The sequence below is a fragment of the Roseovarius pelagicus genome, from assembly GCF_025639885.1.
GTDB lineage: Bacteria > Pseudomonadota > Alphaproteobacteria > Rhodobacterales > Rhodobacteraceae > Roseovarius > Roseovarius pelagicus.
Genome location: NZ_CP106738.1, coordinates 3,511,639 through 3,525,631 on the forward strand (window position 1 = coordinate 3,511,639; position 13,993 = coordinate 3,525,631).

At 54.3% G+C, this 13,993-nt stretch carries 12 protein-coding genes; 2 read left to right on the top strand and 10 right to left on the bottom strand.

Annotation, left to right across the window (positions count from 1 at the left end):
- Positions 1-51 precede the first annotated feature (51 nt).
- The 8 genes from N7U68_RS18445 to N7U68_RS18480 form a co-directional block, all read right to left on the bottom strand.
- On the bottom strand, positions 52-1,371 hold the full coding sequence (locus tag N7U68_RS18445; protein ID WP_263047755.1) for an AAA family ATPase: 1,320 nt from the start codon (positions 1,369-1,371) through the stop codon (positions 52-54).
- Between the two features lie 58 nt (positions 1,372-1,429).
- Positions 1,430-2,128, bottom strand: coding sequence for a hypothetical protein (locus N7U68_RS18450; RefSeq protein WP_263047756.1), 699 nt, complete (start codon positions 2,126-2,128; stop codon positions 1,430-1,432).
- A gap of 47 nt (positions 2,129-2,175) precedes the next feature.
- Positions 2,176-2,400, bottom strand: a complete 225-nt coding sequence (locus N7U68_RS18455) for a helix-turn-helix transcriptional regulator (RefSeq protein WP_263047757.1) — start codon at positions 2,398-2,400, stop codon at positions 2,176-2,178.
- Between the two features lie 113 nt (positions 2,401-2,513).
- Complete coding sequence (locus N7U68_RS18460) at positions 2,514-3,245, bottom strand: hypothetical protein (protein ID WP_263047758.1); 732 nt, start codon at positions 3,243-3,245, stop codon at positions 2,514-2,516.
- Positions 3,199-4,404 (bottom strand): tyrosine-type recombinase/integrase, encoded by a 1,206-nt coding sequence (locus tag N7U68_RS18465; RefSeq protein ID WP_263047759.1) that lies wholly within the window; start codon positions 4,402-4,404, stop codon positions 3,199-3,201. Before N7U68_RS18465 ends, N7U68_RS18460 begins: the two co-directional genes overlap by 47 nt.
- Before the next feature lie 95 nt (positions 4,405-4,499).
- The gene (locus N7U68_RS18470) at positions 4,500-6,395 is read right to left on the bottom strand and encodes a RiPP maturation radical SAM C-methyltransferase (protein WP_263047760.1); all 1,896 of its coding nucleotides are present in this window, start codon (positions 6,393-6,395) and stop codon (positions 4,500-4,502) included.
- Positions 6,392-7,018, bottom strand: a complete 627-nt coding sequence (locus N7U68_RS18475; RefSeq protein ID WP_263047761.1) for a hypothetical protein — start codon at positions 7,016-7,018, stop codon at positions 6,392-6,394. The genes N7U68_RS18470 and N7U68_RS18475 overlap by 4 nt, the downstream gene beginning before the upstream one ends.
- A gap of 1,319 nt (positions 7,019-8,337) precedes the next feature.
- Entirely contained in the window at positions 8,338-8,970 is a 633-nt protein-coding gene (locus tag N7U68_RS18480) for a TetR family transcriptional regulator C-terminal domain-containing protein (protein WP_263047762.1), read from the bottom strand.
- Between the two features lie 132 nt (positions 8,971-9,102).
- Here N7U68_RS18480 and N7U68_RS18485 point away from each other — a divergent pair, with 132 nt between their 5' ends.
- Both N7U68_RS18485 and N7U68_RS18490 read left to right on the top strand, forming a co-directional pair.
- Entirely contained in the window at positions 9,103-9,918 is an 816-nt protein-coding gene (locus tag N7U68_RS18485; RefSeq protein WP_165193126.1) for a HalD/BesD family halogenase, read from the top strand.
- 81 nt (positions 9,919-9,999) lie between these two features.
- Positions 10,000-11,601: an ABC transporter substrate-binding protein gene (locus N7U68_RS18490; protein ID WP_263047763.1), complete on the top strand. Its 1,602-nt coding sequence runs from the start codon at positions 10,000-10,002 to the stop codon at positions 11,599-11,601.
- Between the two features lie 109 nt (positions 11,602-11,710).
- Here N7U68_RS18490 and argE read toward each other — a convergent pair whose 3' ends face one another.
- Both argE and N7U68_RS18500 read right to left on the bottom strand, forming a co-directional pair.
- Entirely contained in the window at positions 11,711-12,853 is a 1,143-nt protein-coding gene (argE, locus tag N7U68_RS18495; RefSeq protein WP_263047764.1) for an acetylornithine deacetylase, read from the bottom strand.
- On the bottom strand, positions 12,850-13,824 hold the full coding sequence (locus tag N7U68_RS18500; protein WP_263047765.1) for a LysR family transcriptional regulator: 975 nt from the start codon (positions 13,822-13,824) through the stop codon (positions 12,850-12,852). Before N7U68_RS18500 ends, argE begins: the two co-directional genes overlap by 4 nt.
- Positions 13,825-13,993: the final 169 nt, after the last annotated feature.

The following is a 13,993-nucleotide window of genomic DNA, read 5'->3' on the forward strand; positions in this document are numbered from 1 at the left end:
TGAGGGTGGGTCAAATCTCGGTGAAAATACCGGGTCAGTTCTCAGTGACAATCAACAGTTCAGGTGGCCAATGGCCAGCACAGCACATCCAGCGTCTTCGGCTATTTCGGTCAGTCGGCCCAGAAATTCCCCGACTTCGTTTTGCCGGTTCATATCCCGCCCACTGCCCATGTAGGCGGTCAGCGTGTCGATCACGACCAGCTTGGGCTGCTCTTGCTCGATGTAACGCGCCATCGCCTCAAGGTTCTCTGGCGACAAAATTTTGAAGCGGTTCATCACGCGGATTTGGTTGATGTCCGCGTTGTTCTCTAACAATCGCGGCAACGTCACCCTCTGCCAGTTGTCTTCTGCAGACAGCATGAGGACTTTGCCTTTCGGCGCGCACTCACGGGTGAGCGGCCAAGGCGTCCCCGTAGTCACGGCAGCGATCAGCTTGGTCACCAACAGCGACTTGCCCATGCCGGGATTGCCCGCAAGAAGAGTCACACCGAAATAAGGGATGTATGGGTAGTAGAGGAATTCCATCGGCAACGGCTCCGTTGTCTTCGGCGGGCCGAATAGAGCTGCGGTGTCCTCAACGTAGTTTCCACTACTATGGATCACAGAACGCAATTCAGCCGGTGACAATGGGGTTTCGGTGAATTCGTCATTCAGCGCTTCCAGCATGGCCTCAACCGCATCTTCGTCCTCGAACCGGCGGCGCAGGAAGCAGGAAGTACGGAAGAAGAAATCGTTGCGGGCTCCACTCTTGATGACGAGATCAGATGAACTCAATTGCGTCTGTTCATGTCGTCGCCCTGTCTTCTCGGGTTTTAGTCTGCTCAGGTTCTTTGGCACTCTGGCCGCGCGATCTGGTACTCGCGCCGAGTGATTGTAACGTTTGCCGATGGGATGCATGCTGGGCGGCACCATCACCATCCGGCTGCCACCGGTCAAAACGTCGAGTTTTTCACCCTTGAAAGTACCATCGGCAAACTCGCCTTCGTAGTAGAGATGATAGCCGCGTCCGGTGAAGACTTTGACCGTATCGGGGAGGCCGAGGCTCTTAACCGCTTTTCGCCCTTCATCTCCATCGACATCGACGACCGTTAGTCCCTCAAGGCCTATTGCGAGATTTGCATCCGGGTGCCGCCGAAGAGCTTTTTGAACCGCCTCGATATCATCGGTCGCGCTATGAACACCGTTTGGGAAAAACTTTGGCAAAGGGTGTTTGCCCGGAGACGCGCAGTCCTCGCGCTTGCATGAGCAGCGCCCGTCTTCACGAACGCCATATGTTAAAATTACTTTCCGACCAGCCGCAATTTGCGCCTTAGCAGCGGATAGCGTCGTTTTGGAGCGCATCAATTTAGACACGCGATATTGTCGTCGCATGGAGTCACCTCAAGACATTCTGGGGGGAGTGAGAGGGGTCTGAACCCCTCTCGAATTTTCAATATTTGGTCCAAAGCCAATCACCGCCTTCGACTTCCACCTCGGAAAAGGCATCGAACAACACTTCGGCCGTGAAAGGAGGAAGACCGGGGCGATGTATCAGTGAGCCCGGCACATAGAGCAGCTCATCATTGGGGTTTTCGAGCCTGTGAGCGCGAGACAGGCCCGCGCAATCCAGCATCTCAACCATTTCCTGAAGTTCCATTGCGCGGGGCAATGGAGCCAGAAACTGATACGCCGAAGCCCCAATCCCCCAGAACATCGTTGGACATGGAAAGTAGTCGAATGGGTGCTCGCCTACGATTGTTTTGAAGCCCAATCTGGTTCGATTTGAACGCACACCTCGTTTCCAAGGCACCGGGTCAAACATAACGTTGTGGTCAGTATGGGCTGCCAAATTAAGCAGCACATCTGCCATGGTCATATCTTCAGCAGGGCTTAGAAAGTGCTCTGCCTCAATGTCGCCATGAGGTGACACGGCACAAACCCGTACGCGGTTGCTGGGCGAACAATCACCTACCTTTTGTAGGAAGATTTCGGCCTCTATGGGCCAGCCATTTGGCTTGGGGTGCTGGTGATAGTAGTTCTGAATCCATCCGGTGTGGATTGATTTCTTCCACCCGTATCCGTCAGTTTTGACTTTGAGTTCAGTTTCGGAAAGCAGCACTGCAGGCTGCGATGATCGCATATCGTCCATGAGACAACTCCTTTTAGATTTAGTGATGATTGTCGGCTGAACGCAGGTCAGTATTCTGCGTAATGTGTTCGGGCGCGTTCCGCGTCACGCTCGGCAAGCCATGCCTGAATCTCCGACATGAACCATGCAACAGTTGTGCCGCCGGGGCGGCATCTTCGCGGAAAACGACCGCGCGCTTCCCAACGAAGCAAGGTAACGTTGGAGACCTTGATACCCATGCTTTTGAGGTCGTTGCGGGTGGCAAGCGTCTTCGTCAGTGTTTCGTCTGTCATCTTTTTCCCTTTCATGACTAAGGGAACCGGTTCCTGAGATGACTTTGACACACGTAGAAAAGCGTTTCATTTCAATTCAATGAACGAAGCGGGGTTGCTTTCAGGCGTTTGGTTCAATCGCGACGGGCATAGCGAACGACCGCTTCTTGTATCTGCGTGTTTAAGTTCTCAACGCTTCGCTTGGACGCCATTGATTTGGGATAGTGAACAGCCATGAAGGGCCTTGCTGCTTCACGTATGAAGTCAGGGAACATGCCGTCGATATCTTTTCCGAAAGCTGTTCTCTTTACGTGTTCAATTCCAACAACGCCAATAAAGACCTCGGTCAGGGCATCAACGATGAGTTGCAAGGTTTGGGCGTGGTTTGTGCCGCCCTCAATCTTGTCTGATGATTTCTCGACAGCTCCCAACAGTTGGCGCAAATCTGATATCGCGTCGCGCGTGCGCTGAACACGCCTGCGCATCTCAGATGCAGGAAAAACCATCAGCTTGCCCTCATTGTCCTTGAGTGAAACCGTGGACACGTGATTAGTCGCGTCATCAAGTCGGCTGATGGCTCGTCCTAGAAAGATGTCCAAGTCGTCCGCCCAGATGTGCTTTTGGGACAAAGTTGCTGCTCCCCCCACGAACCCCAATGCTGCCGTTAGGTGCTCCGCTGTAGCTGCCAACTGAAACCGAAGGCGTCCAATGGTATCTGGATCGAAAATCGCGACTGTGTCTGAGATGTCTTGGCAAACCTGTTCGGTGTATAGCTCAGTCCACGGATTGCCGCCCGCAGGGTATTTGAAATCGTCACAATCAACCCAGCGATCTGGCGTCTCCACATCCAGCAGATTGCGGATCATCCTCGGTCTTTTTGATTTCTTCGATGTGGGCATTCCATTTGTCCAAGGCGTCGCGCTTTTCATCTGCGTATGAATAGACATTGTAGATTGCCGCCACGCCTGAGACCACACCTGTTTTGTGGTTCAACAGCGCCTCGGTAACGGGTTGAGGAACACCGAGTTGGGCCATGTTGGTCGACATGGTGCGGCGCAGATCATGGGGAGTCCAAGGTTCGGCGTCCTTGGGAAGCGATTTATCGAGACGCTTTTTCAATCGACCAAATCCAGAAATTGGTGTCGTGCCCGTCGTAGTGAACACGAAATCGGAACCGATAAACTTTGGCAGCCTGCGCAGCACGTCCAGCATTGCGTCGGTGAGCGGTATGGTGTGCTGCCTGCCGTTCTTGGCTCGCTGCGAAGGTAGGGTCCAAAGGCGATTTTCGAGGTCGAGTTCTGACCAGCGCATCTCGGCGACTTCGGCGCGCCTCTGGCCGCTTAGGATCAACAGCTTCATGCAATCCCCAAAAGGATAGCCTTCGTCGTCACAGGCCTCCCACAGCACGCCTAGCTCATCGTCCGATAGCACGCGCTCACGAGGCTTTTCTTTCGACGGAGGTTTCATTCCAGCAATGGGGGAAGCGTCGATAATGCCGCGCTCGACACTCCAGCTCATCAAATGCTTAAGATGAGCCAGTGCACGGTTCACGCCGATTGGCGCAGATTTCTGAATTGTATCGCAGGCTTTCACCACATCTGCGCGTTTGATCTCGTTGATCGGTTTTTCGTGCAGGGTTGTGAACTTAGCCAAATGAGCTTCTTTGCGCTCGAAGTCGCGGTTGTGAACCTTGGCATACTTCTCAATATAGTCAGGGATCACGTCGCCTAGCGTCGGTTTCGTGTCGACTTCTATGCCGGTGTTCTGTTCGAACTTGCCTGTTTCAACTTCATAAAGGATTTGCCGCGCGCGTTCTCGGGCGTCGTTAAGGGAAAACGGCCCGAACTGGCCGATGGTCAGGCGCTTCATTTTTCCGTTTATTCGCTTGTGGAAGCTGAATGTTTTGGTGCCGGACTTGTTCACGCGAAGTACCAAACCGGGAACCACTGTGTCACGGTAGTCTTCCCGCTTGGCTGGGTTTGGCTTTCTGGTTTCGATGAACTTTGTGGTGAGTTTTTGTTTCATACAGCCATGATACGAGACCAATATCTGCTTCGTCAGGGACAATCCTAGACAAGATGATACGGTTTGTACGACGATGGCTACACGTGTCACAGAGCTCAAGCAAAATTTCCAGCCATGTCGAGCGCATAGTTTTCTGCTACACACGCTCGACTTATCGCAAGGCCAACCAAACGCCCATCATCCTCAAATATTAGGTGTTTGTCTCTAAGTTCATCCAAACAACGTTCGACGCCCTTGGCGTCAAGAGAGGGGAGCTGCACGTTTATGTTAGAAGATGATAATACGTTTTCATCTATTGCACTATAAACAAGGCTGGCTTCAGAACTTATCTGAAAGACCTTAACCTCGTCATCTCGCGTATCAAAAAATGATATAGGCTCTCCCGGTGATTTTTCATATGTCAAAAAAGAGTCTTTGCGTTTGTGATAGCGAATGTTCCACTTTTGAACCTCGGCTCTCAGAAGGTCGTATTCGTCAGCCAAGCTATCGCTGAGTGAAAACTCAGGTTCGAAATAATAGCAATAGTCCGCCATGTCCAAATTAGTCGCCTCAAGAAAACTCCTTGAGAAAATGACATCGAAAAATCGATGTGCCTTTTTTGCTTCGCCAACATTTGGTACCCGCCCCTCCTGTAAGGGAGAGAAGCGCGTAGTAAGCACTTCAACTAGTGTTGCAGGAGGCTGTAGGTGGACCAAGTCTTTTAGCGAGGCGACCATACTAGAGACACTTTGCTTAGTATCGCGTGGAAATCCAAACAGAAGATTGTAGTGACAAACAATACCTGAACGCATCGCCAGTTTCAGGGCCAAAACATTTTGAGCGGCAGTAACGCCCTTGCCCATTTCTTTAAGAGTGTCTGTTGAGAATGACTCAATACCGGGCTGAATCTCTACAAATCCAGCGTTCTTCAAGGCGTCTATTCGAAGTGCGCTAAGATTTGCCTTTAACTCGCATGTGAGCTTCAGATTTGATTGTGTGGCGTGAAGTTTTGGCAGAAGTGTCGAGTAATATTTTGCGGGTAGAATGTAGTCTACAAATCGAAAGACCGTTCTTTCATATTTAGAGCTAAGATCGCCGAGGTCTTGCAGAACTGCGTTGGCGTCTTTTGAGGTATAACCCAAATCTTCAGAAGCTATTCCACAGAAAATACAGTGGCTTTTACTACCCCACCAACACCCACGTGAACACTCGTACGGGATAATACGCCAATCGATTTTTATTTTATCCTCCCTATCCAAGCGTTTAAGTTCATCTTGAAAGTCGGTGAAATCCGGTGTGGGCGATTGGGCTATCGGGGTGGTCACTTTTCTAAGACGTTCCAAATCGGCTTGTTTCGACTGGGGGAGAACTGATGCATGCGCCTGCGAAACGATCTCGGTCTCTCCCGCGCCTTGCACCACGGCGTCGACAAAATCAAAAGCCTTAAGTATCGCCTCCCCCGTTACACCGGACACAGCATAACCGCCAAGAGCGATGCGCACGTGGGGTGCGCGCTCTTTTACTCGTTTTGCCACGGCCAAAGAGGGGATCGTCTGGTCAAACAAACAACTGAAACCAACAAACGTTGGAGACTTGCTCAGGACAACATCAACACAGTCATCTAGGTATTTTGGAATGATCTGCGAGCGCAGGAGCAGTAGGTAAGAAGCAATGGAACTTGGCCCGTCAAACCTCGGGTCATTTCTCCATTTGGGATTGGAATTCCATAACTGATTGCAGATATCACTTAATGTGAGTGACTGATGACAGGAAAGCTCAGCTTCAAAAGTCGCGCTGAATACGAAGTCATTGAGCGCGAAAACATCGGCAAGTCGGCGATAACTTGCATCCGTTATATACCTCAACAAGCGGTGTTGCAGATAGAGGACTTCGGTCCGAATTCCTTCGTTCCGAAGGGATGCCGCCAGCAGTGAAGCTCCCAGCGCTGGTTCTTGAATACTTCCCCATGGCATATTCGCCAGCAGAACCTTAGGCGTCTGTTGTTCATTCAAAGTTTTTTTAGCCCAGAATAGTCAATTATTGGGTCTTCGATTGTCCGATCTTTGTTGCTCAATAGAATAACACCGATTGCAACTGCGATGATCACAGACGCCGTTCCAATGCCTGCGTGGGGATCAAACGGATCTATTGTCGGAATTGGTCCGCCTCCGGGTAGTGGCCGAGGTGTAACTGGCCACGGAATTCCATCATCTGGGCCTAAAGGCGGGTCCTCTGGGACAATAGTAAGGTCGACATCCTCAAAGGCGTCGAAAACTGACTCGTCTATAATATCTTCAAATGGCACATGCTGTAGGAAAGCTTGTGTTTGTGGTGATAGTTCAACCGAAAGCTCCCGGGCAACACCGGTTGGGTTTTTCATAATTGCGGGCAGGCTCTTGGGTCGTTCGAGTGCGGCATTGTAGAATTTCACTAGTTCGCTCATCACGATTGGGTCTGTGGTAGTCGGAGCGACTTCTAGCGCCCTTGAAACCCTCTTTGCAGCATCTTGGGAAATCGAGATACTATTTAGTTGGAGAGCGGTTTTAGCATCTCTTTGTGCTTCGGAAAGAGGAATATCCCGTAGCAGTATCTCACGCATCGTGGCCGCGCTTTCAAAATTGAGACCTTTTTCCATAGATTCCCCCGGTTCATAAGTCTTTGGTCCATAGTTTGATCATCGGGGAATTTCGGTGTTTGGGTCAACACCTTTGGACTTATTTTCTTCTGTTGGCGCGCTACAGGCCCTAAACAGGTGGTTTGTCCCCTTTCAGTAGCAACGGCGGTGGGTATCACTGGGGTAGCTTGGGCGGTGTGCTTGAATGCTTTGGTATGGGACGGACCGAGACGACCTGCCATGCGCAAAGATCAAGGTTTTCAAGCCGCTACGTTACGGGTTGAGCACTCCTGAGACAGTCCGTGTGGACATCAAGGCTAATTGAAAATCCTCGTGTCGGTGGTTCGATTCCGCCCCCGGGCACCACGTTTTCTAAACAAGAACAGTGCGTTGATGCTAGTCGTCGTTCCTAGGCGATGTGTCAATTTTGAGCTGGGTGTCGTATGGATACTATATTGCAAGTTTTGCAAATTTCACCCGTGCTTTCGAGCTTTGCAGAATGAGGTTTGAAGTCAAACTATTGAAAGTATTTAGGTAGTTCAGACTTCAAGCGGTCTAGGTCCCAGAGGGGATCGACATATGGGCACTGATAGTTGGGGCCCAGATTTTCTGCCTCTGCGTCATTGAAGAACGAGCTGGTCGTTTCGTGGGACTCTTCTGGGATAACCAAGAATGCTACATCAGCGGGCTTAAAGTCGATGTTGTTCGCGACACGCCACTCGCGCTCCCAATCAAAGAGGCACTTCGATTTTCCATAAACTCCTGGAGCATCGATAAATGGAGCAAGCTGCCAGAAAGGGTCTGAACAATCAGATTTTGGCTGGTTTCTAAGTTGCAAGACAGCCTTGTGCTGGGGTGAGTCCTTCTAGACATAGAGAATGGGGCCACCTCCCACAGATTGTATGAAACCCTTCGTGAAAACAATTCCATATGGGCTTCCCCTCTCCGCAGACAAGCGACCGATCTGGTGTAAAGGTATTTCACTCAGATAAGCAGAAGGCACACAATGCTCGCTCTTGCGCGCAAAACCATACCTCGTCTTAGCCCCAATCCGTTGCGAAGAAAGGATGGATGCCCATCATCTTGTCGTAAGATGTTTTCTCTCCCTTACCGTCCGTGAAGTGCACTAACCATGGCAACATGTCTTCCCAGCTTTTCTTCAAGTGGCCCATGATACGATCCTTTGGCTTTTGCTCTGATAAGTGATCAACAACTTCGCGTTTCCGCGACGAGCATCTTGCTTTATCGAGACAGTCAGTGGGGAAACATCCGACCTCAGCGACGGGGTAAGCGTGTCGCGGCAGCGAGGCCGCGCGCGCCTGAGCTACGCTGCATATGCATCAGTTTTGCTGCAATTCGCGCGAGATGTAATTCTGACAAATCTCGATTGCCTGTTCGCCGGTGATCACGTCGTCATGGATCGACAGCCCCAACCATAGACCGTCCGACAGCGCGATATAGCCCAGTGCTGCCCGGCGTGGATCGAACTGCACCCCCAGTTCAGCTGCCGCGGCGATGAACATCCGCTCCATCCGGTTGATGTAGTTGCGATAGAGCTGTCTGTTCGCCACGCGGACCTGATCGTTGAATCTGGTCTCATGCCACAGGGCCAGAAACGCGGTTCGGTTCAGTTGTGTGAACACGGGCGCGGTAAACATCACGGATGGGAGTTCGTGCAGTGTTTCCACGGCTGTGCCGTTGAAACGATCCAGTGATTCTCGGACAGTTACCGAAATTTGCCCGAACAGATAGTCCAGCGCAGCGACCATGACTTCGTCCTTGCTGGAGAAATAATGCCCCAGCAATCCGCGCGAACTGCCAGCCGCAGTACAGATTGTCGAGACAGTCGTGCCCGACACGCCGTTTTCAGCAAGCGACCTCAAAGCGCCTTCTATCAATGACTTGCGCCGAAATTCGTTGATCTCTGCATGCGTGCGCGGGCGTTTTTTCGATGGGGTTTTCGGGATGATCACACGGGCGACTCCTGCTGGGTTTCGGCGGCTTATCCTAGCCGAACAAATGGCGGTTGCAAATATTTGTTGTACGTTCAACTTTTTTATGGAACGTTTTTTCACTACCAAAGCATTGCAGGGAGGAAAGCCAGAATGCGACCAGAAGACGTAGTAAATCTTGACGCCTATCCGATTCTGGATCGGTCAGACCCGGCCCGCACCGCGCTGGTCGAACGACTGCGACAGGAGCTGGAGGAAAACCAGTTCGTGTCCTTGCCGGATTTTATCCTGCCTGCCGCGCGCGAACAGGCTGTGGCGGATGCGATGGAGGCGCGCGGGCGTGCCCATCACAACAACTCCAACCGCAATTGTTACCTGCACAGAACGGGTGATCCGTCGCTGCCCGACGACCATCCGCGCAACATCATGCTGAGCGCCAGCACCAAGATGATCGCCTACGACCGGTTCTCGGATCAGTCGCCGGTCAAACTGCTCTACCATTGGGAACCGGTGCGCCAGATGGTCGCCGAAATCGTCGGGGTCGAGAAACTCTACGATAACGAGGATCCCTGCCAGCCGGTCAACCTGCTGTGTTATGAGACAGGTGACCGGTCGGCTTGGCATTTTGACTCGGTGAATGCGTTCACCATGACATTGATGCTTCAGGCGGCAGAAGTGGGCGGCGAGTTTGAAATGGTGCCGAACACACGCACGGACGACGATCAGAACTACGATTATGTCGGCCGGGTCGTGACAGGGCAATGCCCCGAGGACGCGGTGGCGGTCGCCAGAGAGGCCGGTGCGCTCTGCATCTTCCGCGGCTGCAACTCATTGCATAGGGTGTCGCCGGTCGTTGGGGACACCACGCGGGTCATGGGCGTTTTTGTCTATGAAAATGAACCCGGCATCGTCGGTGACCCCGAAGTGAACGCAACCGTCTATGGCGAACGCGAGGCGGTCGCAGGTTAGGGCAGGGGCCACACGCCTCTTCACAAAACATCAGATCGGGGTGCATCGACACCCCGACAATCACCAACAAGGGATGACAGCATGACCAAGTTAATTCGGACGACAAACCATTTCCGCCGCCCCATCGGGGATCTTTCGCGGCGCGCCTTTATCAAACGCGCCATGGCCACCGGGCTGTCGATGTCGGCGGCCTCTGCGCTGGCGGGTCGCGCAATGGCTGCGACTCCGGTCAAGGGCGGGCATATGCGCTTTGGCATCGGCCATGGCAGCACTACGGATGTTCTTGATCCGGGGCAGGTGCTGAACGGGCTGCTGTCTGCCACGCATTATGCCATCACCAACACGCTGACCGAGGTGGATACCGATGGCAGCCTCGTACCCAAACTGGCAACCGAATGGGATGCGTCGCCCGATGCGCGCGTCTGGACGTTCAAACTGCGCTCCGGTGTCGAATTCCACAATGGCAAGTCGCTCACTGCCGAGGATGTTATCGCCTCTATCAACCATCACAGAGGCAAGGATTCCACGTCGTCGGCTGCCAGCATCGTCGCGGCCATCACCGCGATCAAGGCGGATGGACCGGATCGGGTGTCGATAGAGCTATCGGGCGGTGATGCGGATTTCCCGTTCAAACTTAGCAGCTTCAACTTTCCAATTTATGCCGCGCGCGAGGATGGCACCCTCGCCTTTGAAGAGGGCAACGGTGTCGGTGCGTATAAACTGGTCAACTTTGAGCCGGGGGTGCGGACCACGTTCGAGAAGAATCCGAACTACTGGAACGATCAGCGCGGCCATTTCGACAGTGCAGAACTCTTATCGATCAAGGATGTAACCGCCCGCACAAGTGCGCTCAGAACTGGTGCGATCGACGGGATGGATCGCGTCGAGCTAAAGACCGCTGCCTTGCTCAAGAAGGTGGATGGCATCGACGTGCACGAGGTCGAGGGCAAGACGCATTACACATTCCCGATGCACACCAATACCGGGCCTTTCGACAACAATGATGTGCGAATGGCGGTCAAGCTGGGACTGGATCGCGAGGCGATGCTGGAGACGATTCTGTTCGGCCACGGACAAGTCGGGAACGACCAACCGATCAGCTCTGCATACAGCTATTTCAACAGCGATCTGGAACAGCGCAGCTATGACCCGGACAAGGCCCGCTGGCATTTGAAGCAGGCTGGTCTGGACAGCATTGACCTCCAGCTTAGCGCCTCAGATGCGGCCTTTGGCGGGGCGGTGGATGCCGCCGTGCTGTACAAGGAACAGGCGGCCAAGGCCGGGATCAACATCACGGTCAAACGCGAGCCGACAGATGGATACTGGTCCGATGTCTGGATGGCCAAGCCGTGGTGCGCCTGCTACTGGCCGGGATACGCGACCCAGGACAGCATTTTCACCCAAGCCTACTCCAAGGGCGCATCGTGGAACGATACCTACTGGAGCAATGACCGCTTCAACACATTGTTGGTGCAGGCACGTTCCGAGCTCGATCCGGCTGTGCGTGGCGAACTCTACGGCGAAATGCAGGCACTGGTTCGCGATGATGGCGGGACGGTGGTGCCGTTCTTTGCGAATGACGTGTTTGCAACCTCCAGCAAGGTCGGGTTCGAACAGGCCTCGAACAACTACGAGGTCGATGGCAGGCTGTTTCTGGAACGCTGGTGGTTCAAAGAAGGCTGAACCGGGTTGCCCGATCGGCTTTGGAGACGCCTAAATGATGGGTTCCAGAGTCAGAAACACACGGCGCCGCCCGTCAGGGGGGCGCTGACCCACGGCTGGGCGCGGTCTGTCAGCATAAACTGTCGATGATGTTCTGCATCATCCGCTCGCAGGCGGCGATCTGTCCGATCTCTATATACTCGTCAGGCTGGTGCCCTTGGGTCATCGACCCCGGACCGCAGACGACAACCGGTATACCCAGATCATGGAACACCCCGGCCTCGGTGCCAAAGGCGACCTTGGTTGTGTCGGTGCCCACGAGGCGTTGTGCCAATCGGATGATGTCTGCCTCTGCTGGCACGTCCAGACCGGGATAGGCATTGTATCGGTCAATCGTGATCGCCGCTCCGTCCCATTGTGCGCGATACGGTGTCGCGGCCCGTTCGGCGGCCGCATCAATGCGGGCCATCAGCCTATCGGGCGCATCGGCGGCAAGGTGACGATATTCGAACACCATTTCGGCACTCGCTGGCACCATGTTTAACGCTGTGCCGCCCGACAGTTTGCCCACATGGACAGTGCTGTAGGGCACATCATAGGCCGTATCCCGCGCGCCATGCGTCGCCAGCCAATCTTGTACACCGCGCAATTCGCGCATGAAGTCACCTGCCAGATAGAGCGCGTTCACGAATGAGGGCGCCAGTGCCGAATGCCCGTTCTGTCCGTAGCAAATGGCGCGCAAAGCGGCTTTTCCCTTGTGCCCGGTGGCGATCTGCATCGACGTCGGCTCGCCCACGAAACACGCGCGCGGCGCGGCCAGCAGTGGCCCCAGCGCAGGCAGCATCTGCTGTATGCCGACACAGCCGATTTCCTCATCATAAGAGAACACCAGCTTCAGCGGTGCGCGCAGCGGCGCGCGCGCGGCCAGATCGGCGGCGTGCAACATGCAGGCCAGATAGCCTTTCATATCGGTGGTACCGCGTCCGTATAGACGCTCTCCCTCGCGGCTCATCGCAAATGGCGCACGGGTCCAATCCTGCCCCTCAACCGGCACGACATCGGTATGACCCGACAACATGATGCCGCCTTCTGCCTCGGGGCCAATCCGCGCGAACAACCCGCATTTGCCCGCGACGTGGCCAGAGATGCGCGCGGTATGCGCGCCGCGCTCCCCCAAGAACGCCTCGATGAAGTCGATGATGCCTGCGTTGGATCGCGCACTGACCGTGTCGCAGCCGATCAACCGATCCAGCAGTTCCAGCGTAAGGGTCATTGCGTGCCCCCCTGTGCAGGGCCGTCCGAAACCGACACATCTGTGCGCGCGACATTGATACCGGGCAGATGCCCCGCCGCGTACTCTGCCTTGCAATGTGCGATGAAGGTGCGGATAACATTGACGTTCTCAGCATCTGGTGCAGTCAGAAGCCCCAACTGCATTGACCGCACTTCTCCGGCCAGTGGAACGAAATGCAGGCGTTTGCCATCGGGGGATAGATCATCGATCGGGCGGACATTGGCGATGGAATACCCGAACCCGTTGGCCACAAGGCTGCGCATCACGGCCATATCGCGGGTCCGTTCGCCGATATTCGGCTTGGCACCGATAGTGTTAAAGAATGACAGGAAGTAATCCGAACTGAACGGCAGATCGAGCAGCACCATCGGATAGGGCAGCAAATCTTGGATCGTGACAACGGACCGTTCGGCCAGCGGGTGCCCGGTGTTCAGAATCGCATAAGGTGGCAGGGTTGCAATCGTTTGAAAATTCAGATCGGCTGGCAGGTCCAGATCATAGGTCAGCGCCACGTCGATCTCTGCCCGCCTGAGACGGCTATAGATTTCCGCTTGGTTCAGCTCGAACTGGCGAATGCGAACCTCGGGGTATAGCCGTTCGAACCCGGCGCGCAGCGCGGGGACCATGATCTGCGCAAAGGTCAGCAGACACCCGACAGCCAGCGGCCCCCGGACGCTGCCGGAAATGTTCCCTGCCAGATCGACCAGTTGCTCGGCGTCGCGCAGCACCAGCTTTGCCTGAGTCAACATCTGCCTGCCGGCAAGCGTCAATGACAATCCGTGTGCGTGTTGCCGAACAAACAGCGGCAGGCCGAATTCACTCTCAAGCTGATTGATCGCCGCCGAAATCGACGGCGACGACACGTTCACCTTCTCTGCGGCAAGCGCAATGCTGCCTGCTTCGCCGACGGCGACAAAGTATTCCAGCTGCCGGAGCGTGAACCTCAGCATTGCAGCGGGCCGGGCTGATCTGTCGGGGCGTGTGGGGTGGGTAGATGTTTCATAGTCTTACAAGTGCTGGATATTTCTGGGGGAAATGCAAGCAAAGATCGCAGCCACAGCCCAATTGTTCGCCTGTCACTGGCCGGGATTACGGGTCATAGGCAGAAGCTAATCAATG